Annotated in this window: 19 protein-coding genes; 7 read left to right on the forward strand and 12 right to left on the reverse strand. The window is 47.1% G+C overall.

What is annotated here, in order from left to right:
• The first annotated feature begins 71 nt into the window (after nucleotides 1-71).
• Entirely contained in the window at nucleotides 72-1,430 is a 1,359-nt protein-coding gene (gene pmbA / locus C8R30_RS06165; protein WP_090668158.1) for a metalloprotease PmbA, read from the forward strand.
• Nucleotides 1,431-1,504: 74 nt separating this feature from the next.
• On the opposite strand, the gene C8R30_RS06170 is transcribed toward pmbA, so the two are convergent.
• On the reverse strand, nucleotides 1,505-1,732 hold the full coding sequence (locus C8R30_RS06170) for a sulfurtransferase TusA family protein (RefSeq protein WP_090668156.1): 228 nt from the start codon (nucleotides 1,730-1,732) through the stop codon (nucleotides 1,505-1,507).
• Between the two features lie 150 nt (nucleotides 1,733-1,882).
• Between C8R30_RS06170 and argJ the strand changes: the two genes are divergently transcribed.
• The 3 genes from argJ to C8R30_RS06185 are packed head-to-tail and all read left to right on the forward strand — an operon-like array spanning nucleotide 1,883 to nucleotide 4,977.
• Nucleotides 1,883-3,112 (forward strand): bifunctional glutamate N-acetyltransferase/amino-acid acetyltransferase ArgJ, encoded by a 1,230-nt coding sequence (argJ, locus tag C8R30_RS06175; protein WP_107783021.1) that lies wholly within the window; start codon nucleotides 1,883-1,885, stop codon nucleotides 3,110-3,112.
• A gap of 5 nt (nucleotides 3,113-3,117) precedes the next feature.
• Nucleotides 3,118-3,987, forward strand: a complete 870-nt coding sequence (locus C8R30_RS06180) for an ATP-binding protein (protein WP_107783103.1) — start codon at nucleotides 3,118-3,120, stop codon at nucleotides 3,985-3,987.
• Nucleotides 3,988-4,014: 27 nt separating this feature from the next.
• Nucleotides 4,015-4,977, forward strand: coding sequence for a Nudix family hydrolase (locus tag C8R30_RS06185; protein WP_107789771.1), 963 nt, complete (start codon nucleotides 4,015-4,017; stop codon nucleotides 4,975-4,977).
• Between the two features lie 34 nt (nucleotides 4,978-5,011).
• Here C8R30_RS06185 and C8R30_RS06190 read toward each other — a convergent pair whose 3' ends face one another.
• The 6 genes from C8R30_RS06190 to C8R30_RS06215 form a co-directional block, all read right to left on the reverse strand.
• A complete protein-coding gene (locus C8R30_RS06190) occupies nucleotides 5,012-5,197 on the reverse strand; it encodes a DNA gyrase inhibitor YacG (protein ID WP_107783019.1) in 186 nt (61 codons plus the stop codon).
• Between the two features lie 12 nt (nucleotides 5,198-5,209).
• A complete protein-coding gene (gene zapD, locus C8R30_RS06195) occupies nucleotides 5,210-5,965 on the reverse strand; it encodes a cell division protein ZapD (protein WP_107789780.1) in 756 nt (251 codons plus the stop codon).
• 96 nt (nucleotides 5,966-6,061) lie between these two features.
• Entirely contained in the window at nucleotides 6,062-6,691 is a 630-nt protein-coding gene (gene coaE / locus C8R30_RS06200; RefSeq protein WP_090668147.1) for a dephospho-CoA kinase, read from the reverse strand.
• Between the two features lie 3 nt (nucleotides 6,692-6,694).
• Entirely contained in the window at nucleotides 6,695-7,558 is an 864-nt protein-coding gene (locus C8R30_RS06205; RefSeq protein WP_090668144.1) for a prepilin peptidase, read from the reverse strand.
• A gap of 21 nt (nucleotides 7,559-7,579) precedes the next feature.
• Nucleotides 7,580-8,800, reverse strand: coding sequence for a type II secretion system F family protein (locus tag C8R30_RS06210; RefSeq protein WP_090668141.1), 1,221 nt, complete (start codon nucleotides 8,798-8,800; stop codon nucleotides 7,580-7,582).
• Between the two features lie 160 nt (nucleotides 8,801-8,960).
• Nucleotides 8,961-9,863 carry an SDR family oxidoreductase gene (locus C8R30_RS06215; protein WP_090668139.1) on the reverse strand — a complete coding sequence of 301 codons (903 nt, stop codon included), beginning with the start codon at nucleotides 9,861-9,863 and terminating at the stop codon, nucleotides 8,961-8,963.
• A gap of 42 nt (nucleotides 9,864-9,905) precedes the next feature.
• On the opposite strand from C8R30_RS06215, the gene C8R30_RS06220 reads away from it, so the two are divergent.
• Nucleotides 9,906-10,946 (forward strand): CDP-6-deoxy-delta-3,4-glucoseen reductase, encoded by a 1,041-nt coding sequence (locus tag C8R30_RS06220; protein WP_107789772.1) that lies wholly within the window; start codon nucleotides 9,906-9,908, stop codon nucleotides 10,944-10,946.
• A 4-nt stretch (nucleotides 10,947-10,950) separates the two neighbouring features.
• Here C8R30_RS06220 and C8R30_RS06225 read toward each other — a convergent pair whose 3' ends face one another.
• From C8R30_RS06225 to hemC, 4 genes are read right to left on the reverse strand one after another with little or no spacing between them, the layout of a single operon-like run.
• Nucleotides 10,951-12,117 carry a heme biosynthesis HemY N-terminal domain-containing protein gene (locus C8R30_RS06225; RefSeq protein ID WP_090668133.1) on the reverse strand — a complete coding sequence of 389 codons (1,167 nt, stop codon included), beginning with the start codon at nucleotides 12,115-12,117 and terminating at the stop codon, nucleotides 10,951-10,953.
• Nucleotides 12,114-12,875, reverse strand: coding sequence for a uroporphyrinogen-III C-methyltransferase (locus C8R30_RS06230; RefSeq protein WP_090668130.1), 762 nt, complete (start codon nucleotides 12,873-12,875; stop codon nucleotides 12,114-12,116). Before C8R30_RS06230 ends, C8R30_RS06225 begins: the two co-directional genes overlap by 4 nt.
• Nucleotides 12,876-12,894: 19 nt before the next feature.
• Nucleotides 12,895-13,677 (reverse strand): uroporphyrinogen-III synthase, encoded by a 783-nt coding sequence (locus C8R30_RS06235; protein WP_107789773.1) that lies wholly within the window; start codon nucleotides 13,675-13,677, stop codon nucleotides 12,895-12,897.
• Nucleotides 13,678-13,701: 24 nt separating this feature from the next.
• On the reverse strand, nucleotides 13,702-14,640 hold the full coding sequence (gene hemC, locus C8R30_RS06240) for a hydroxymethylbilane synthase (protein ID WP_107789774.1): 939 nt from the start codon (nucleotides 14,638-14,640) through the stop codon (nucleotides 13,702-13,704).
• 123 nt (nucleotides 14,641-14,763) lie between these two features.
• Between hemC and ppc the strand changes: the two genes are divergently transcribed.
• The gene (gene ppc, locus C8R30_RS06245; protein ID WP_107789781.1) at nucleotides 14,764-17,559 is read left to right on the forward strand and encodes a phosphoenolpyruvate carboxylase; all 2,796 of its coding nucleotides are present in this window, start codon (nucleotides 14,764-14,766) and stop codon (nucleotides 17,557-17,559) included.
• Nucleotides 17,560-17,644: 85 nt separating this feature from the next.
• Nucleotides 17,645-19,627: a tyrosine-type recombinase/integrase gene (locus tag C8R30_RS06250; RefSeq protein ID WP_090668122.1), complete on the forward strand. Its 1,983-nt coding sequence runs from the start codon at nucleotides 17,645-17,647 to the stop codon at nucleotides 19,625-19,627.
• Between the two features lie 6 nt (nucleotides 19,628-19,633).
• Here the strand turns inward: C8R30_RS06250 and C8R30_RS06255 are convergent, their stop codons facing one another.
• Nucleotides 19,634-21,043, reverse strand: coding sequence for a DUF3482 domain-containing protein (locus C8R30_RS06255; protein ID WP_090668119.1), 1,410 nt, complete (start codon nucleotides 21,041-21,043; stop codon nucleotides 19,634-19,636).

Here is a 21,043-nt window from a genome sequence, read left to right on the forward strand (position 1 = left end):
TCTTGTAAAATTTTCCTTGAAATGCCTATTGTGATTTCATCGTGGGTTGATCTTTTTAACACTAACTATTTATGAATAACCAACTTTCGCCATCTCAGGAATTTTCATATCCTTTCGAAACGCTCCAGCAGATTGCGCGCGATATGCTCGCGCACGCAAAAAAAGGCGGTGCAAGCGCGTGTGAAGCCAATGTATCCGATGGTTGCGGTTTAAATGTTACCGTGCGGCAAGGTGCAGTGGATACCATAGAGCACACACGTGACAAAGGTTTGTCCGTTACTGTTTTTATAGGACAGAAGCGCGGTCATGCCAGTACTTCAGATTTTTCACCCCAGGCAATTAGCGATACGGTGACGGCTGCGCTGTCTATTGCGCGCCATACGGCTGCTGATGATTGTGCTGGCTTGGCTGATGCGGATTTATTAGCTAACTCATTTCCAGACCTGGATTTATACCACCCTTGGTCGTTGTCGGTAGAGCAAGCAATCGAACTGGCCAAAGCGTGCGAAGCGGCCGCTTTTGCGGTAGACAAGCGCATCACCAATTCGGAGGGCGCTACGATTTCACTCAGCAGCTCACAATTTGTCTACGCAAATAGCCTGGGGTTTCTCGCCGGCTACCCCCTTTCACGGCATAGTGTCAGTTGCGCGATGATTGCCAGCGAGCAGGACATGATGCAGCGGGATTATTGGTACAGCATCGCGCGTGACGCGGCAGATTTGGAATCTATCGAAGAAGTCGGTAAAAAAGCAGGAATGCGAACGATTGCCCGTCTGGGTGCGAAAAAAATTGCGACCTGCGATGTACCCGTTTTATTTGAAGCACCGATCGCTTCGACGCTGATGGGGCATTTTACGCAAGCGGTGAGTGGAGCCAGTCTTTATCGTAAATCATCGTTTCTACTCGACAGTATCGGCAAACAAATCTTTTCTCCCGATATTCAAATACGTGAATTGCCTCATATCAAGAAGGGCTTGGCAAGTTGCATATTTGATGACGAGGGCGTCGCCACTCGTGACCGCTTTGTCGTTGAAAATGGCATTGTCCAAGGCTATTTTCTCGGGAGTTATTCGGCGCGTAAACTTGGTTTGCGATCTACCGGCAATGCGGGTGGAAACCATAATCTGGTATTGGAAAACGCGACAGCATTGTCCTTTAATGCATTATTAAAAAAAATGGGCACGGGTCTACTGGTCACCGAATTACTTGGACATGGCGTGAACAGCGTGACAGGGGACTATTCACGCGGTGCAAGCGGGTTTTGGGTTGAAAACGGGGAAATCAGCTATCCCGTCGAAGAGATTACCATTGCCGGAAATCTAAAAGAAATGCTGCAAGGGATCATTGGTGTGGGTGACGATACCATCGTGCGAGGTTCCAAGCAATGCGGGTCGTTGTTGATTGAGCGGATGACGGTTGCAGGACATTGAGGTAATTCGCGGGCAAACGGTGGACAGCATGAAGAATCGCGATTCCCCCCGGGTGATGATCGATTTGTAAAATGTTATTTTTTCTGTAGATAAAACAAAAATTCACCAGCGGCTTCATTTAAAGACAATAATTGATTCCCTGTTTGTTCAGCAAAGACCTGAAAATCAATGACAGCACCGGGATCCGTGGCGACGATTTTGAGGATTTGTCCATGCGTCATGTCTGCCAGGGATTTTTTGGTGCGCAAGATGGGGAGGGGGCAAACCAATCCCCGCACATCGAGCTCCTTATCAAAATTCATGCTTCTCCCTTAGTATTAAAAAATGATGGAGCATAATTTTACCGGGCATGGCTTGAGGTGCCAAATAAACTGCTATGCGTCATTCTAATGAATCCGATGATACAAAATACGCTATGATCGCTCTGATTTTTTCTTTAAAAATAGCATTATATGCCAGTTAATATTCCACCTTTATTACCGCAACAATTATTACCTATTCGCGGCATTTCGCTCGGCGTGACGGAAGCTGGGATTAAACGCCCTGATAGAAAAGATCTTCTCGTGATTGCGCTTGATGAACAGATCAGCGTTGCGGGTGTATTTACGCAAAACCGATTTTGTGCGGCGCCGGTTGTGGTTGCTAAAGCACATCTTTCAACTGCCGATTCGATCCGGGCCTTGGTCATTAATACCGGCAATGCCAATGCGGGAACCGGAGAAGAAGGTATCCTGAACGCACGCAAGACCTGCGAGGAAGCGGCCAAGCTACTTAACTGCCTGCCGCAACAAGTGCTGCCATTTTCCACGGGCGTGATCATGGAGCCGCTGCCTGTCGAGCGTATCGTACAAGGGCTGCCGCATGCAGTGAGCGCGCTCAAAGCGGATAATTGGTTTGCCGCAGCGCAGGCGATCATGACTACCGATATTGTGCCTAAAGGCGTTTCTAGCCAAATCCGAATTGCCGATAGCACGGTCACGATAACAGGGATTGCCAAAGGATCGGGCATGATTCATCCCAATATGGCGACCATGCTGGGTTATATCGCAACCGATGCCCCTATTGCGCAACCCTTGTTGCAGCAAATGCTACACCATGTAGCAGATCGTTCATTCAACCGAATTACGGTCGATGGTGATACCTCCACCAATGATGCGTTGCTGCTGCTGGCGACTGGCGCTGCTGCTCATCCACAGATCGTCGATGCGTTAAGTGCTGAATATAGCCAGTTACAAGATGCAATCTTGCGGGTCGCACAGCAATTGGCGCAGATGATCGTGCGCGATGGCGAGGGCGCGACCAAATTCATAACGGTCCAGGTAGAAAAAGGAAAAACAGAGGCGGAATGCGCACAAGTTGCCTATGCTATTGCACATTCACCACTCGTTAAAACCGCTTTTTTTGCTTCTGATCCTAACTTGGGAAGGATACTTGCTGCAATTGGTTATGCTGGCATTGAAAATTTAGACGTCGAAGCGATTCAACTCTATCTCAATGAAGTGCTGGTTGCAGAGCAAGGTGGCCGAGCTAAAAGCTATCGTGAGCAGGATGGCCAACGCGTCATGCAACAATCTGAAATCATGGTACGTGTCATACTGAATCGAGGGGATGCCGAAACCAAGGTATGGACATGTGACTTTTCGTATGATTACGTAAGAATCAATGCAGATTATCGAAGCTGATGGAGATGAGTGATACAGATAGAATTTATGATCGGTTGGATAAATTACTGGCAAGGATAGAGAGCATACTGCCTCCCCAACACGTTTCTTCCGATCTCGGCACCTCGATTGCATTCCGGTGGCGTAAATTCGCGCATACGGGCTATATCCAGGCTATTGCCCATCCCCATAACATCGTACTTGACGCACTACATGGGATCGACGAGCAGAAGCGGCAAATCGATCAAAATACGCTTCAATTTGTATCGGGGTACCCGGCCAATAACGTTTTACTGACGGGCGCGCGTGGGACGGGGAAATCATCGTTGATCAAAGCGTTGCTGAATAAATATGCCAGCAAGGGGTTGCGTCTGATCGAGGTAGAAAAACAACACCTCATCGACTTGCATGACATCGTTGAGCAAGTTTGTCGGCGGCCGGAACGTTTTATTTTGTATTGTGACGACTTGTCATTTGAAACCGATGAGCCAGGCTATAAAGCGCTGAAAGTTGTGTTGGATGGTTCCATTGCAATGGCATCCGACAATGTGCTCGTTTACGCAACTTCAAACCGTCGCCACTTGATGCCAGAATCGATGCGGGACAATCTTGATAGCCGCCATATCGATGGCGAGATCCACCCCAGTGAGACGATTGAAGAAAAGATTTCGCTGTCGGAGCGTTTTGGTTTGTGGCTATCGTTTTATCCCTTTGATCAAACGCAATACCTGGAAATTGTCCACTACTGGCTTGCGTTCTATGGTGTTCAGGACATAACGCCACTTATACGGGAGGAAGCGCTGCGATGGGCGCTGGGACGCGGTTCGCGCAGTGGGCGCGTGGCATGGCAGTTTGCGCGTGACTGGGCTGGAAAGTGTAAGTTGACGCATGGCTAGCCTTTGCAAACACTTGATGACAAGGCGATGACTCTTTCGCACCCATCCGTTGTTTCGCTCGTTGAGGTGGCTGCCGCGGTCATCATGCGTCCTGATGGTTATTTTTTACTGACCAGCCGTCCGGAAGGCAAGCCGTACGCTGGCCATTGGGAGTTTCCTGGTGGCAAAATCGAGGAGGGTGAATCGGCAGTCGATGCGCTTTCCCGGGAGTTATACGAAGAGCTCGGCATTCAGGTCAGGTGGGCTTATCCTTGGATAACGCGTGTATTTACTTATAGCCATGCCACGGTACGTTTGCATTTCTACCGTGTCGTCGAGTGGGAAGGTGAGCCACATGCCCGGGAGCAGCAGACATTGTCTTGGCAAATCGCCGATCATCTTTCCGTTTCCCCTTTGTTGCCAGCCAATCTTCCCGTGCTGCGAGCGCTTGCCTTGCCGCCAATCTACGCGATTACCAATGCGGCTGAGTTAGGTGAAGCGGCCATGCTGCAAAAGCTTGAGCATGCTTTACAACAAGGATTGAAGTTTGTACAAATTCGCGAAAAAACGATGTCAAGCGCTAGCTTCCGCTGGCTGGCAAGTGAAATCATTGAGCGTGCCCATGCATCGCAAGCCAAGGTACTCCTCAATAGTGATGTTTCGCTTTCCCGTGAGCTGGGGGCGGATGGCGTTCATTTAACAACGGCGCAGCTGATGTCCCTTACCAGCCGCCCAGAAGTACCTTGGTGCGGTGCTTCCTGCCATAATGCAGAAGAACTTTACCAGGCAGAGAAGCTAGGGTTGGATTTTGTCGTGCTAGGCCCTTTATCGCCCACGCTGAGTCACCCGGGTATCGCAGTACTGGGTTGGCGTAGGTTTGCTGCCTTGATAAGGGATTATTCTTTACCCGTTTATGCGTTGGGTGGTTTGTGGATGAGCGATTTAGCGATCGCTCAAGAACAGGGTGGCCACGGCATTGCCATGATGCGCGCTGTTTGGGGAGATCAATGAAAGCGCAGTTTCACGAATGACCCAAGCCTACCCATCATTCACTCGATTCCTTATTGCTGTCTGTTTCCTGCGTCGTTTCCGGTATGCGGTAGGATTCTGTCGCCCATTGTGCCAGATCTTGCATTTTGCAGCGCTCTGAGCAGAAGGGGCGATAGCGGTTGGTAGTCTTCCAGGTGAGAGCCTTTCCGCATTGAGGACAATTAACGATTAATTGTTTCATTTCATCGAATAGTTACAAATTGCAAAAAGTCAATTCAAAGTCGATATCCTCTTCATAAGTAATCGCTTTCTGGTCTGTTCCAAATCGGATAAAACGGATGTTCAGCGCGAATTTGTTGGCGCTGATTTCAGGAAAACACGGCAAGGTATCATCGATGATCAAGCGTAGCAAATGCGCAGCGTGCTCGGGATCGGTTTGCTGGAATAATCCTTGATAGGCGGTATAGCGAAAAGTTCTACCACTATTTCTGAGCAACTTTAAGACGATATTGAAGCTGTTACGAATGGGTAGTAAAGGTGTAATCCAATCCTGGAAGTCTTGATGGCGTACTTCCGGAGCAATACTTAACCAGTAATGGTAAGAAGGTAAATCGAACTCGCATGCACCACCTGGAATATTCATACGCTGTTTGATGCTCATCAGCCACTCGTTGTCGCGCAAGTGGCTGCCTGCTCTGCCTGTAACATTGAGTAAGCCACGAAAGGCAATTTTTATCTCATCCAGTATTTGGTTCAATGCTGCTTCTGAAACATCGGGATTCTTTCGCAGATTTTCCAGTGAACTCCTTTGTCGTTCGAGCTCTTGTAACAAATCTGATTTGATATCGGCACGACTGGTAACATCGAGAATTTCGAACAATGCGACCAATGCAGCATGATGTTCGTTAGCCGTCGTACGTTTTGCAAAGAAATCAACCTTATTGAATAGATCTTCAAGCCGCAATAATGTGCGAATTCGTTCAGTGAGTGGGAGTTCGTAGCAAATCACAGTATGTATATCGAGTGTGTAATGTAAATAACATAGCAGCATCATACTTTATGAAACGTGATGTCTGCATGCAAGCTTATTTTTAAAGCGAGTCAATCAATGTTCGCTCGTTTTGTCATGGCACATGCTTTTTGCCAAAGCGAGATATTTGAGATGTATCTGCTTGAGCTGGGTATGCAAGTGAGTGAGGTCTCGGTCATTGACTACGACATCGTCTGATTGCTTTAGGCGCACCGCCCGTGAAATTTGTGTAGCTATGATGGCGCGCACTTCTTGTTCGTCCAATTTACTACGTGCGATTGTACGTGAAATCTGTAATTGTTCAGAACAATCGATGACTAAAATACGTTGGACGAGTGCGCGAAATGCAGTATTTTCTAATAACAGGGGCACGACCACGACGATATATGTAGAGGTTGCCAGACCGATACGGCGGACAACTTCTTCGTAAATGAGCGGATGTAAGATTGCTTCGAGCTTTTGCTTGAATGTTGCGTCTGAAAATATCAGCTTCCGCATTTTGCTTCTATCTAAGGCCCCCTCATCGGTGATGAACGCTGTACCAAACGCTTCTTTGATCGGTGTGATTGCCTTTCCCGCTGGCAACGTGAGTTCATGTGCGATGATGTCAGTGTCAATGATATCCACACCCAGTGCTGCAAAAAAATTGGCAGCACTGGATTTTCCACAGCCGATACCACCCGTCAATCCGACAATCAATGGCATGCGTTAGAATAAAGCAAGGTATGCATGGTTAAGCGTATTTCCCCAAAACAGGGCAATAATGCCGCCTCCAGCGAGATAAGGACCAAACGGGATCGCCGAGTTGCGTTGATATTTCTTAAAAATTATCAGAAAGATACCGACTGTTCCACCTACAAACGAGGAAAAAAGAATGACCAATGGTAGCATTTGCCAGCCCAGCCATGCGCCGATGGTTGCGAGCAGCTTGAAATCGCCGTATCCCATACCTTCCTTACCCGTCGTCAACTTGAAAATCCAATATACGGACCATAGCGCGAGATAACCTGCTACCGCGCCGATGACTGCCGACTGAATATCGGTAAAGCCGTTCGCTAAATTGAATAATAGGCCAAGCCAGAGCAAGGGAAGTGTCAAGACATCGGGTAATAACTGCGTATCGAGATCGATGAAAGTGAGCGCAATCATTACCCAAATAAAAATGAGAGCAGCCATAGCTGCCGAGCTGAAACCGAAGTGCCAGGCGGCCAAACCGCTCAACGCCCCGGTGAGCATTTCGACAACAGGGTAGCGTAGGGAAATACGTGCATGGCATTGTGAACAGCGTCCCCGCAGAAACAGATAGCTGAGAAGGGGGATATTCTCGAACAGAGTAATGCTATGACCGCATTGGGGGCAAGTTGAACGGGGTGTTATAAGATTGAAATCCGGCAAATTGTGGTGGTGGTCTTCTCCACGGAGCTCGGCGCATTGTTGCTGCCAAGCGCGTTCCATCATTCTGGGTAATCGATAAATGACAACATTCAAGAAACTCCCGATGACTATTCCTATGATAGTACTGAAGATGATGAATAGCGTGGGCGCATCCTGGAGCGTTTCAATTAGCGACATATTTTTATGATAAATATTGTTTTAGACGACTTGGCCCATTTTAAAAATGGGTAAATACATTGCGATAACCATACCCCCGATCAACGTGCCGAGAACGACCATAATGAGCGGTTCCATCAAGCTGGAGAGCGCTTCTACGGCATTGTCGACTTCCGCTTCGAAGAAATCGGCGATTTTACTCAACATCGAATCTAGCGAGCCCGATTCTTCCCCAATTGCCACCATTTGGAGAACCATACTAGGAAAAACATTCGTTTGGGTCATCGCATCAACTAGACTATTTCCGGTACTGACTTCAAGCTGTATTTTTTTTGTGGCATCGTAATAAACATGATTCCCCGCTGCACCGGCAACGGATTCCAATGCTTCAACCAGTGGAACACCCGCTGCAAACATGGTTGAGAGTGTACGAGACCAGCGTGCAATGGTGGCTTTTCTGATGACCTCGCCAAAAATAGGCAATCTCAATGCAAGCCGGTCCATTATACGTTGCATGGTTGCTGAGCGTTTCCATATATAAAAAAAAGTATAAAGACTTGCACCGATACCACCAAAAATTGCCCACCAATAATCAACGAAAAAATCAGAAATAGCCATAACAAGGAGCGTGGGCGCAGGGAGATCGGCTCCAAAACCTTCAAATAATTCCTTGAATGAGGGAATTACAAAGATCATGATGACCGCTGTGATGATGAAGGCAACGACTATAATCGACAGGGGATAGAACAACGCAGATTTGATCTTTCCTTTGATTGCCTGAATTTTTTCTTTATAAGTCGCCAGCCGGTCCAACAAATTATCCAAGATACCGGCCGCTTCGCCAGCGGCGACCAAATTACAATAGAGTGAATCGAAATAGAGTGGGTATTTACGGAATGCATTGGCAAGGCTGCTTCCTGTTTCAACGTCCAATTTGATATCCATCAGTAGCTTACTGACTGCTCGGTTACTATGTCCTTTTCCGACGATATCGAAAGCTTGTAACAATGGGACGCCGGATTTCATCATGGTAGCAAGCTGACGCGTGAACAAGGTAATATCCTTAGCTTTAATGGTACCACTCGATTTGGTTTTGGTAACCTTGGTAACGCGGATACCTTGGCGGCGTAGCGTGGATGTAACTATGATTGCGCCCGCTGCGCGCATTTCTCCCTTTACAGCCTTGCCAGAACGATCTTTACCTTCCCAGGAGAAGCTGACTTCTTTGATTTTTTTTTCTGGCCGTGTTGAGATTGTTGCCATAACAACTCCTTATTAACCTAATTTTTTAATTAACTTACCCAAAATAGGGGGTACACGCGCCAATTGAATTACTGCTTCAAAAGCGGTGCAAAAAGTTTCTGTGAACTTAGGTAATAACGACCATTACTCTAAATTTGTTTAGCGATATGTTCGTCCTGTTTTATCCGTTTATACACGGGGCTACGTGAGCGATACCCGCAGCGACTGTCGGGTAGAGTAAATTGATATGTAATTCTTGCTTAATACGCGTGTTAGTCAACCGCCGCGATTCGTTCATGAATGATAATAGGCTGGGTGAGATCACATCCCTTGCCTGATGGCGAGGGATGCGTGGCGGACGAGGCAAACCGAAAGAATCGGCTACCAGATCGAAATAATCTCCCATCTTTAAATGGGAATCGTCACTCGCATTATAAATTCTGCCGGGTTTTCCATGATGAAGCGCGGCGCAAATGATACGAGCGAGATCATCTGCGTGGATATGATTTGTATAACTGTCTTCATCGGCAGAAAGGACGGGCGTTCCTTGACGTAAGCGTGCAAGAGGAAGCCGATCGGCGGCATAGATTCCCGGTACACGAAGAATGGAAATAGGCACATTGTTACGTGTGCCCCATTGTCGCACTTGCATTTCTGCGTCGACACGCCGTATAGCGCGTGCATTGGTAGGATTGAGCGGATGGTTCTCGCTCACCCATTCGCCCCGGCAATCACCATAGACACCGCTGGTACTGATATAGATCAAGCGTTGTGGTAGTATTCTCCTTTTTGCGAAAAGTGGTTGTCGAGTCAATGCGGCCAACAGGTGAGTTGTTCGTGGATCTTTTAGGCCGTCAGCGGGTGGTGGTGCGAGGTGCAATACTGCCTGTGCTATTCCAGCGAGTTTGCTGAGACTGCTGGGTTGATCAAGATCGCCGATTATGGGTGTAATAGCGTGAGCGCGTAATTTGCTGAAATTTTCAGGTTTTCGACATAAACCCAGGATCCGGTATCGATGTTGCAGCAGTGGTGCTACCCGTAAAGCGATATCACCGCACCCTACCATTAAAAGCGTTTTTTTCATTGTTATTTATTTTGTCAATCCGTCTTTTTATTTAACTGAGAAATGTCGTATCAAATCATTATTAAGCCAAGCGAGCATACTTTCACTGTAGAGCCGGGTGAGACAGTATTAGAGGCTGCATTGCGGCAAGGGTTGTCACTTCCTTACGGTTGTCGTAACGGTTCGTGTGGTGCATGCAAGGGAAAAATCGTACAAGGTATTGTTAATTATGGCAGATATAATGAAGAAACGCTTACAAACACGGAAAAACAACAAGGCCTAGCATTGTTTTGCTGTGCACAACCGTTGACCGATCTGATTATCGAGAGTCGTGAAGTGGACGCGATTAAGGATATCAAGATCAGGACAATGCCCAGTCGCGTACAAAAGCTCGAGCGCGTGGCGCCTGATGTGATGATTATTTATCTGAAATTACCTGCGAATGAGCGATTGCAGTTTCTTCCTGGTCAATATATCGATATTTTATTGAAAGATGGCAAGAGGCGGAGTTTCTCGTTAGCAAATGCGCCTCATGACGACGAGTTTTTGCAAATTCACGCGCGAAATTACGCCGGTGGTGTGTTTTCGGAGCATGTTTTTTTGCATATGAAGGAGAAAGATATCCTTCGATTTGAAGGTCCTCTCGGCTCTTTTATCCTGCATGAAAACGACGCAGATTTACCGATTATTTTTCTGGCAAGTGGGACTGGATTTGCCCCAATCAAGAGCATGCTCGAGCATATTTTTTATACAGAAAATACGCAGGAACGCCTACGAAAAATGACATTGTATTGGGGTGTGCGGACTAAAGCAGATCTTTATCTCGAGGATTTAGCACGAGAGTGGGCGCGGCAGCATCATAACTTCACATTCATTCCGGTATTGTCAGATGCGCTTCCCACAGATAATTGGACAGGCAGAACGGGGTTAGTGCACCAGGCTGTACTTGAAGATTACGAAAGCTTGGTAGGCTATCATGTTTATGCCTGTGGTTCGCCACTCATGGTGAAAGCAGCCTACCAAGATTTTACGACCCTAAAAAATCTACCGGCTACTCATTTCTACTCAGATATTTTTGTACCTTCTGTCAGCGTATCTGTTTAGGGTTTTAAGCTTGTTGCTTTTTCAACGAAAACCCTAGCCCTTTATGGTAATGATCGGCTGCTTCATCATGTTTCTCTAATTTTTCAAATAATTGTGCCAGTGCGAGATGTGCGGCCCGGCTGGGTTCGATCGATAAACTTGCTTCCAAGTAATTCTGAGCTTTACCCCATAGTTCACAGTAGGTACATAATTTTCCGAGTGTAAGTAACAATTCGGCATTGTTAGGATGTCTTCTCAGCCATCCTTCTGCACGCTGAATTTGCCAGCTTACGCTACCATCCAGACATTTAGCATAAAGTGAAATAAGCTCGGAATCTAATTTCGAATCAATGCTTTGTTCAATGATTTTTTGAGCCATGGATACCTCGCCAAGCGCCATGTACGCACGCGCAGCCGTTGCTGCTAACCGGCTATCCAGTTTTTCTGCTGGGGATAGGCTATTCCAGTATTTATTAAGCGATTCTAAGTGTGCCCCATTTTTCTTGATATTTTCTATATGTGCATGGTGCTTGATTTGCTCGATCGCCGCTCTATTAACGGAATGGCGCTTTTCGAGGATACTGGCTAATTCCAGGACAGCATCCCAGTTTTGGGCTAATTGTTGTGCTTTTAATTCAAGTTGGAGCACTGAGGTACTTTGCAACCCCCCTTCTGAGTAAAGCGTTTGTAAGGCCTTCAGCGCTTCTTCGTAACGTTCCTCCTCGAGCAATAGCTCTGCTTGCGTAACGAGTCTTAGCTCCTTTTCTTCAGGGGCTTTTTGCTCTGAAATTGCGAGATAGTGGTCGCGTTGTGAATAATTTGCTTGTTTATGTGCAGAGCGCGCTGCAATGACAGCATTTATCGCGCTGATAGTAGAAGGGGAATTCGATTTCACTACAGAAGCCGCCGCCTTTTCCGCTTTATCAAAGCGTGCTTCGAAGAAAGCTTTGGTTGCAGTAAGCGTAGATTCATTAATTCTCTTCCGGTGTAAGCCAAATAGGTTTGCCAATAATCTTAGGAGGAGGTAGAAAAGAAAAAAAGCGGCAATCAAAACGATGATAAAAATATTTATCGTAAGCTCAATCTTGTAAGGTGGTACAACAAATAATACGGAGCCATGATCATATTGGGCGGCAATCACAACAGCTGCAGCCGCAGCAAATAGAGTTAACACCCAGAGTACTAATTTCATTCATCCTCCCCATCTAGTATAAGCCGATAATTGCGTGCCGAAAGTTTGGACAGCGCTTCGCCGATTGTATAACTGTGTAATTGATTTAACTCGTTTAGTATGTCGATGACTGACTCTGTTTGCTTGTCATAATGGCGATGTATCAAGTTTATCGCAAGCGCTAGATTTGTTTGAAAATTTGTTTGATCGTGAGTAAGCAGCGAATATTGTGCTAGACGTAATCTTAACTTGATGTTTTCACGGATGAGATCGCGTTGAGAAGGTGACAGCAATTCAATTGACGGATCATCGATTTTCTGAATTCGTATAAGCTGTTGAAGATCATGCCCTATTTCATTTATAAATTGATGCCAGCGATGACCTTGTGGTGATATGAGCTGTTCTAACGGAAAATTGACCTTAACCAAATGCGTATCCATCGCTAAGGGCAATGCATCAATCGACTCAATCAGATGTGAGAGTCGATCCGCCAATGCAAGATGATCCGGGGATATTACGTCCTTACTGAGCTTATCAAGCTGCCTTTGAGTTTCTTCGGCGGTCGTTAGCACTTCAGCGATGCGCTGGCGGGGCAGCTTGCCAAAGAAATCAACATTGTTCAGATATTCGGCCAGCGTTCGTTTTGTTTCAACGATATGGCCCTGTCTATCTGCCCATTGCCATGTATAAAAAGCAATAATGGTCAAAAAGATTAAAAGCAGGATGGTCACGCCTAAGTGTGACGTTTTTGGTGGAGCTGTTTGTGTTTCTCTATTCATGATGTTCGAGAAGCCATTTTTAATTTTTAATTGATAAAAAATATTCCAGCAACCCTTTCACTAAACCTTCATCTCCAGCCGCAGTTATATGCACATCTGTCAACCCAAGTTCTGTTGCGATATGCGCAATTCGTTCATGTGCAGTAAATAAAGGCGTCTTTTTTAGTAATTGTTGGCCAACTTCGCCTATCATGTCAAATAAATTATGCAAGCCTTCGCTACTTGTGATGGTAATTGCGTGCAAACCGTTATTTGCCCAGCTTTTCAGCAGTTGAGTCGGATCCGTTTTTGGCTTGCTGCGACGATAGCATTCGATATATTCCAGTTGGGCGCCACGTTCAATTAAGGTATCACCCAGTAAGCGACGGCCATCGTTCCCTCGAAATATGACGATACGTTTATTGAGTACGTCTTGCAGAACCGGCTGCTCAAGTAGTGCTTCGCTGTCATTTCGGCCGGAAGGCACAATGATTTCATGGATGCCATATTGTCTTAGCTTGTTAGCGCTGCCTTCTCCTACCACGGCAATTTTCAGATGTGGTGGTATAGACCGGGTAGCCAGGATTAAACGCATGGCTTTGTCAACAGCGTTTGGACTGACAAAAATTGCTAAATCGAATTGATCGAGACGCTGAATCGCGCTCAGAAGAGGGTAAGGATCGTTGGTGTCAGCGATTTCTAACACCGGGAACAACACAGGATTCCCCCCCACTTGCTTGATTCTGTCAACTAGATGAGTTGCTTGGTGTGCCGGGCGAGTGACTAATATGGATAAACCTGCTAGCGGTTGCATTTCAGGCATGAAATCATCTTTAGGTAATATTATTTAGGCTAAAGCCGCCAAAATTTTATCCGCGCCTTGTGCTATTAGATTCTGGGCTAATTGCTGCCCAAGGGTTACACCAGCTTCCGGCTTGCCACATAATTCATCGCTTATCATGTTTGATCCATCGGGATTAGCGACAAAGCCGCGCAAAGTAAGCACACCGTCAGCAATTTCCGCATACCCACCCAGCGGAACTTGGCAGCTTCCTCCTAACATGCGGCTCATCGCGCGCTCCGCCTCAACACAATAAGCCGTTTCTGCGTGATGCAAGGGCTGCATCAGTAACGCTAGATCAGCCCGATCATCGCGACATTCGATGCCGAGTGCCCCTTGCCCCACAGCCGGCAAACTTAATTCAGGTTCAAGCAATGAAGTGATCCGGTAGGTCAATTCCAGGCGTTTTAATCCCGCCGCGGCGAGTATGATCGCGGCAAATTGTTCCTCATCCAGTTTCCTGAGCCGTGTTTGAACATTTCCACGTAAAGGTTTCACCTGTAAATGTGGGAAGCGGGCACGTAATTGCGATTCGCGCCGCAAGCTCGAGGTACCGACGACACTGCCCTTTGGAAGCGCTTCGAGATGGGCATATTGATTAGAAACAAAAGCGTCACGGGGATCTTCACGTTCGGTGATGGCTGCCAACCTGAAACCCGGCGGCATATTCATGGGCACATCTTTCATGGAATGAACGGCAATATCAGCGCGTCCATCTTCTAGCGCTTGCTCGAGTTCTTTGATGAATAATCCCTTTCCTCCTATTTTTGAGAGTGTGACATCAAGGATCTGATCGCCTTGGGTGGTCATGCCAAGTATGTTGATTTCGGTTTGCGGGTATAATTCACGTAATCGGTCCTTTATAAAATTGGCTTGCCACATGGCAAGCAGGCTTTCACGTGAAGCAATAGTAATTTTTGAAGGGGGTGTAAATGAATTTGACATTGAGCTTAATTTGGAAAGAATAGAAAACTTTCAGATTCGCGCCATTTTAGCATGGTCATCTATCGTATGGATTGGAGCGTGTGTGAAAGATTTGATTTTTATAAGAAAGGGAGACGCATTGAGATGAACGCTGATGCTGGCGTAAGCGATTATGCTGACAATAACGTGGGTGAGGAAAAAGACAAACCCCTACGCGAAGACATTCGTATGCTTGGACGCATGCTTGGAGATACGTTACGGGAGCACGAGGGCGAAGCAACGTTTGAGTTAGTCGAAACGATTCGCCAAACAGCGGTCCGCTTTCGCCGGGAAAAAGACCCTAAGGCGCGGCAGGAGCTCGATGAAATTCTGAATCGGTTAAGTAACAAGGCAACTATTGCTGTCGTAAGGGCGTTCAGTTATTTTTCACTACTTTCCAATATTGCAGAAGATCTGCACCATAACCGCCGAAGGCGCGCTCATTTGCGCCAGGGCTCATCTCCACAACCAGGAAGCGTTACTCTGGCGTTGGAACGCGTGCTCGCAAGGGGTATCGATAGTGCAACCTTGGGGAATTTTTTTGCAAAAGCAATGGTGTCACCCGTATTGACAGCGCATCCAACGGAAGTTCAGCGAAGGAGCATTTTGGATTGCCAGTTGACCATACAACGGCTATTGCAGGAGCGCGACCGCATTCAGTTGACACCGAATGAAATGCGGCACAACGAGGAAGCAATGCGTGCTGCCATTCAGATTTTGTGGCAAACCCGTATGCTGCGATCAGTACGTCTTACCGTTCATGACGAGATCGAGAATGGGCTAATTTATTATAGCTATACGTTTTTAAGCCAGGTGCCCTACGTTTATGCAAAGATCGAAGATTTGCTGGAGCGGCGCCTAGGCAAGGACGCACCACGTGTTGCTTCTTTTTTGCGAATTGGAAGCTGGATAGGCAGCGATCGGGATGGTAACCCGTTCGTCACGCACCAAGTCATGTTGCACGCAGCGGAGCGGCATGCTGCGTTGGTTCTGGATTTTTATATGGATGAAATCAGCAAGATTGGACAGAATATGAGTCTTGCCGAACGATTAATCAGCGTGAGCGACGAACTCGAGCAATTGGCGGCTTCTTCACCGGACATACCCGCGAGCCGTATAGATGAGCCCTATCGGCGTGCTTTTCTTGGTATGTATGCACGGCTCGCTGCAACGAGTCAGCGGTTTGGGTTGACAGTGGTGCAGCGGTTGCAGGTCAGCCCTACGGAACCTTACGCAGACAGTGCGGAGTTTGTTCATGATCTCGATATCGTGATCAATTCGCTGAAGCAGCATCGCTCCCATTGGCTGGCAAAGGGTGCGTTGCGAAAATTGCGTCGTGCGGCTGATGTATTCGGATTCCACTTGGCGCCATTGGATATGCGGCAGCATAGTCAAGTTCATGAACAGGTTGTCGCAGAGTTGTTTGCGAAAGGTACCCATCAAGACAATTATCTCGAGTTAACAGATGCTGAGCGAATAGAATGGTTGCTTGCAGAAATCAGTAGCTTAAGATTGCTGCATTCACCGTATTTGAGCTATACCGATACAGTGCAGAGTGAGTTGCGCATCCTGCACATGGCGGCAGAAATACAACGGCGTTTTGGTCATGCGGCGTTGCCGAATTACATTATTTCCATGACAACAAGTGTCGCCGATGTGCTGGAGGTTGCGTTACTCCTGAAAGAGGTCGGTTTGTTACATGCGGGCGAGAGCCCCCAGTTGGGTCTCAACATCATTCCATTGTTTGAGACGATCGAGGATTTGCGCAGCTGCAGCAAGATCATGGATGAATTGTTTTCACTACCCTATTATCGTAAGCTATTGAATTCAAGGGGTAATGTCCAGGAGGTCATGCTTGGCTATTCGGATAGCAATAAGGATGGTGGATTTCTGACTTCTAACTGGGAAATTTACAAAGCTGAAATCGAATTGACGAAAGTATTTGCTAAGCATAATGTTGAGCTGCGCTTGTTTCATGGACGAGGGGGTACCGTAGGGCGGGGCGGCGGACCAAGTTACCAGGCAATCATGGCGCAGCCACCAAAAAGCGTAAATGGGCAGATACGGTTGACGGAACAAGGGGAAGTGGTAGCCAGTAAATATACCGATCCAGAAATTGGGCGACGTAATCTTGAAACATTGGTTGCAGCCACAATCGAAGCAACATTGCTGAGCCATGACGCTATCCAGGAAAATGCGCCTCGCTATTACCAAGTGATGGAGACCTTATCGTCCCATGCATTCGCTATTTACCGAGATCTGGTATACGAAACTCCGGGCTTCAAGCAGTTTTTTCAAGAGGCCACCCCGATTAGGGAAATCGCTGGATTGCATATTGGCAGCAGGCCATCTTCACGTAAACCTTCTGATAAGATTGAAGACTTGCGCGCTATCCCATGGGTGTTCAGCTGGAGTCTCAATCGAACAATGCTTCCTGGCTGGTTTGGCTTTGGTTCGGCAGTTGAGGAATTCGTTCAGCGAGATCAACAGAACGATAGATTGGCACTCTTGCAGGAAATGTATCTTAAGTGGCCATTCATGCAAGCGCTCTTGTCAAACATGGATATGGTGTTGGCTAAGACGGATATGGGCATTGCATCGCGCTATGCAGAGCTGGTTACCGACACGGCTTTGCGGGATGAGGTTTTTGGGCGCATCCATGCGGAATGGGAGCGGAGTGTAAAATGGTTGTTTGCAATTACTGGGCATAAAGAGCTCTTGCAGGAAAACCCGACCTTGTCACGCAGTATTCGTATTCGTTCACCCTATATTGATCCGCTCAATCACTTGCAAATTGAGTTGCTGCGGCGTTATTGTGCAGGTGATGACGTTGAACAAGTGCACCGCTCTATCCATTTGACGATAAATGGCGTTGCAGCAGGACTTAGAAACAGCGGCTGATGCAGTAAGGCAAGCTGCGGGAATGACGACTGGATTTTTCTTGCAGCTTATTCCGAAGTAATCCATTCAGGAGGGTGGGGCCATCATGCAATATCGTATTCCACAAGTCGATATCACTCGCTCCCGAGATCATGAATCATTGCCGTCTTCAGGCCGGCCGCCCTGGCTACGATCCAGCAGGTTGTTGATTTTTATCGTTTCATTTTCAGCCTGTGCTTTGATCACGCTGATCTATGTGTTTGGCCGTTCCCCAGTCTATCAGAGTTATGCGACATTATTGACAGTAGCCAAAACCCCGATTGATCAGAGGAGTAGTGATGCGGATATCCAGCATGTCGCCATTCAGAAGCAAATTCTATTTGGCGCTGAATTGCTGGCGGAAACGGCAAAACGTCTTCGATCCCTTCCTCGAGAAGATAAGGGAAGCCACATAGCCGTTGCCGATATACGCAATATACTTGATGTGAGATCTGTGCCCGATACCAATTTGGTGGAGCTGGTTGCGGAAGGCCCCGATCCTGCTCTGCTTCCTGCACTCATCAATACTTGGATTGAGGTTTACCTTGAAGCGAGATCGGCGGAAATTGCCAGAACCATCGGTGTGACAGCCCAGATGCTACGAGAGGAGCTGGCGGAACTCACTGAAAAAATCAACTTAAAACGTGCTGAACTGGAGCACTTCAGGGAAAAAAACCATATTGTCTCCATGGGGCGCGAAGAAAACGAAGCGTTGGCGCGATTGAGAGGACTCAATGACGCTTTGAACAAGGCAAGTGAAGAGGAAGTTAATACAAAAGCGAGACTTGACTCGATCAAACAAGCCATCGCGCGTGGCCAGACAGTTGTTCCCAGAGAGGATTCTCTAACATTGAGCCAGCTTGAAAGGCGTGCTCAGGAGTTACGAGAAGAATTAGAAGAGCTGGATAGACGTTTTACACGTGAATACATGGCATTGACACCTTCTTTAAAGGTTATTCCAGAGAAACTGGCCAATCTACAAGCTGAAATTGAGCGTATGCGTAAAACCGGACAAGCCATTGTCGTTTCGGAGGCAGAGCAGGCTTATTCAGCCGCACGGCAGGCGACACAAGCTGTTCGGGAGCAGCTTGATGAACATCGAAGAAAAGCGGCTGAATTCACGGCGCGATTTGCCGAGCATGAGGCGCTGAAGAATGATCTGGAAGGGCTGGAGCAGCTTTTTCGAGAAACTCAAGAAAGATTGGTACAAATTGAGGCCCGCTATACCGGGAAATACCCTCAAGTCGATGTTGTTGAATGGGCCTTTTACCCTGATCATCCCATCTGGCCAAATTATTCGAGGGACGCACTTATTGCCCTTCTTAGCTCTTTGCTGTTTGGGCTTTTTTGCGTGTGGTTAGTTGAATTTTTAACCCGGAAAGAACGTGCAAAACTTGCAATTAACTTGTCAGGTATCCATGTGTACAGTAACGAGAAACTTGCCTCTGAGGCAATCGATCAACTGCCATTTTCACAGAGCGCACTGAATCAACCACCGCAATATGCGCTCAAGCAGTCACTGATAAAGGAAATGCCTGCTGAACAGATCGACGTGCTGATTAAAGCTGCCAATAAAAAGGAGCAGCAACTGTTGGTATTGTTATTGAGCGGATTGACTTTACAAGAAATCGCAGCATTGCAAATCGAAAATATTGATCTTGAGAAGGCTATTGTGACCATTACTGGCACTTACCCTAGGCACATCCCATTACATCCATTGTTAAAAGCGAGTTTGCAAGAGTATGGGTTGGCACTCGTGAATCCATCCGGCGATACGCTTTCTCAAGATGACCTGGCAGCATTGTTGACGTGCGCGATTGTCGATGCAGGGTTACCTGTTACGGATGATATCTCTGCTGCTTCCTTGCGGCATACCTACATTGCTTATCTTGTGAGACAGGGTGTACGCCTTTCGGAACTTGAGAAAATCGTCGGCTACGTTCCTCCGGCAGAATTATCGATCTTGAGCAAGTATGCGCCAGTTGGCCCGAAACGCGGCATTGACGAAATTGAACTGTTTTATCCGTTGGCCCCATCGCCTCAAGCGTGAGTGGAATTATCCATTACCTAGAAGTGTATTAATCAGCTTGGTTTCGATCGCTTGATAGAGGGGATTCTGGTTTCGGGCTGCAGAAGGCTTTTGCCACGCAGGGTTTTGCTGAAGTGTGCTGATCATGCTGGACCAATCACTCGGTAATTTTTCTGTAGCAGAGGCTGTAACTGTGTTGATTTGATCAATATGGTAGGCTGCGTGACCGCGATGCATGAGCTTTGACAGTAATTGCTGCTGGCGTAGAAACAGTATTTGTAAAGTATTCTCATCTGCACATAACCATTGTGTGCCTTGTATTTTTGCTTTGATTTCTTTGCCGTATCGTTTGAATGTCGACCAGCCGGTGCCCGCAATAGCGCCAAAAGCACTGGCAGCACCGAGACTGAGCCCGCCTACCATCAGATCGATTCCGGCCCCTGCCGCAGCCCCCTTGAGTGCCGCGCTTCCAACATCAAGACCATAGGCCTTGAGCACGCCCGGCGCGAAAAGATCGATCTGCCATTGACCATTACTTACCGGAATTTTTTGCAAGGCGATATCTTTCTCCGAAAAATTAAAAATAGCAAGCAAGTCTTGCAGACAACGCTGCTCGGCTTTTCTAACAAAATCCTTTAACTTCTGGGCGGCGGTATTGACAGTATTATCACTCTGACTATGTTTACTCTCGCGATGACAGGCGACAGAAACAATGAGGTCGGCGATCCGCTTGGCTGCGGATAAACAAAGCTGATCCCAGACCTTAGCCCGGTGGTTGATCAATTTTTGTAATTTATCGTAGTGTAATTCCACTAGGCTTTGTATTTTTTGATATAACCGTTTTTCAGCTTCAAAGGAAAAAGCAACCGTATCAAATTCTAAAGACGCATGAATATTGAATGCCGCCAATTTCTTGCGCCAAGTCGCGAGTTCTTCTGTGTGTTCGGCAATAAAGTTGAAAACCGGTATGATGGGTTTCATGGCTTTACTGAGAATTTCGATTTCAATCAGATATTTTTCTAATACAGGCTCACGCACATCAATGATGTATAGCAATACGTCACTGCGAAGCACTTGACGGATTACCTTTGCTTCTTGCTCCAGTGGATCATCGATGGAGATCGATGCCACGAATTCTTCCAATACTTCTGCCGTAGATTGTGAGCTATTTCGAGCGCTGATGGTTTTGAGCTGTTTTTGTAATGCGTGGGCATCCTCGATACCTGGCGTGTCGTGTAAATTGAGAATAGCTTCGTTGCCAGCATATATGGTTGCCCGCTCCACATGACGTGTCGTTCCTGCAGCGTCTTCAATTTCGCCAAATTGAGTGCTTCGCAGCATAGTACGAATTAGCGAGGTTTTCCCAGTATTGGTGTGTCCCACGACTGCGACATTGAGCAATGCATGAACGTTCTGTGATTCGTTAGTTACTTTCAT

Origin of the sequence: Nitrosomonas nitrosa (assembly GCF_003051105.1) — a bacterium.
Lineage (GTDB): Bacteria > Pseudomonadota > Gammaproteobacteria > Burkholderiales > Nitrosomonadaceae > Nitrosomonas > Nitrosomonas nitrosa.

Excerpts from the sequence above, each read along its gene's own strand:
- ppc (WP_107789781.1), top strand. The coding sequence starts at position 14,764 with ATGAACGCTGATGCTGGCGTAAGCGATTATGCTGACAATAACGTGGGT.
- C8R30_RS06250 (WP_090668122.1), top strand. The coding sequence starts at position 17,645 with ATGCAATATCGTATTCCACAAGTCGATATCACTCGCTCCCGAGATCAT.
- coaE (WP_090668147.1), bottom strand. The coding sequence starts at position 6,691 with ATGCCATTGATTGTCGGATTGACGGGTGGTATCGGCTGTGGAAAATCC.
- C8R30_RS06205 (WP_090668144.1), bottom strand. The coding sequence starts at position 7,558 with ATGTCGCTAATTGAAACGCTCCAGGATGCGCCCACGCTATTCATCATC.
- C8R30_RS06235 (WP_107789773.1), bottom strand. The coding sequence starts at position 13,677 with ATGCCTGAAATGCAACCGCTAGCAGGTTTATCCATATTAGTCACTCGC.
- C8R30_RS06180 (WP_107783103.1), top strand. The coding sequence starts at position 3,118 with ATGAGTGATACAGATAGAATTTATGATCGGTTGGATAAATTACTGGCA.
- argJ (WP_107783021.1), top strand. The coding sequence starts at position 1,883 with ATGCCAGTTAATATTCCACCTTTATTACCGCAACAATTATTACCTATT.
- C8R30_RS06220 (WP_107789772.1), top strand. The coding sequence starts at position 9,906 with ATGTCGTATCAAATCATTATTAAGCCAAGCGAGCATACTTTCACTGTA.
- C8R30_RS06215 (WP_090668139.1), bottom strand. The coding sequence starts at position 9,863 with ATGAAAAAAACGCTTTTAATGGTAGGGTGCGGTGATATCGCTTTACGG.
- C8R30_RS06230 (WP_090668130.1), bottom strand. The coding sequence starts at position 12,875 with ATGAATAGAGAAACACAAACAGCTCCACCAAAAACGTCACACTTAGGC.
- C8R30_RS06170 (WP_090668156.1), bottom strand. The coding sequence starts at position 1,732 with ATGAATTTTGATAAGGAGCTCGATGTGCGGGGATTGGTTTGCCCCCTC.
- C8R30_RS06225 (WP_090668133.1), bottom strand. The coding sequence starts at position 12,117 with ATGAAATTAGTACTCTGGGTGTTAACTCTATTTGCTGCGGCTGCAGCT.
- C8R30_RS06190 (WP_107783019.1), bottom strand. The coding sequence starts at position 5,197 with ATGAAACAATTAATCGTTAATTGTCCTCAATGCGGAAAGGCTCTCACC.
- hemC (WP_107789774.1), bottom strand. The coding sequence starts at position 14,640 with ATGTCAAATTCATTTACACCCCCTTCAAAAATTACTATTGCTTCACGT.
- pmbA (WP_090668158.1), top strand. The coding sequence starts at position 72 with ATGAATAACCAACTTTCGCCATCTCAGGAATTTTCATATCCTTTCGAA.
- C8R30_RS06210 (WP_090668141.1), bottom strand. The coding sequence starts at position 8,800 with ATGGCAACAATCTCAACACGGCCAGAAAAAAAAATCAAAGAAGTCAGC.
- C8R30_RS06185 (WP_107789771.1), top strand. The coding sequence starts at position 4,015 with ATGACTCTTTCGCACCCATCCGTTGTTTCGCTCGTTGAGGTGGCTGCC.
- C8R30_RS06255 (WP_090668119.1), bottom strand. The coding sequence starts at position 21,043 with ATGAAAGTAACTAACGAATCACAGAACGTTCATGCATTGCTCAATGTC.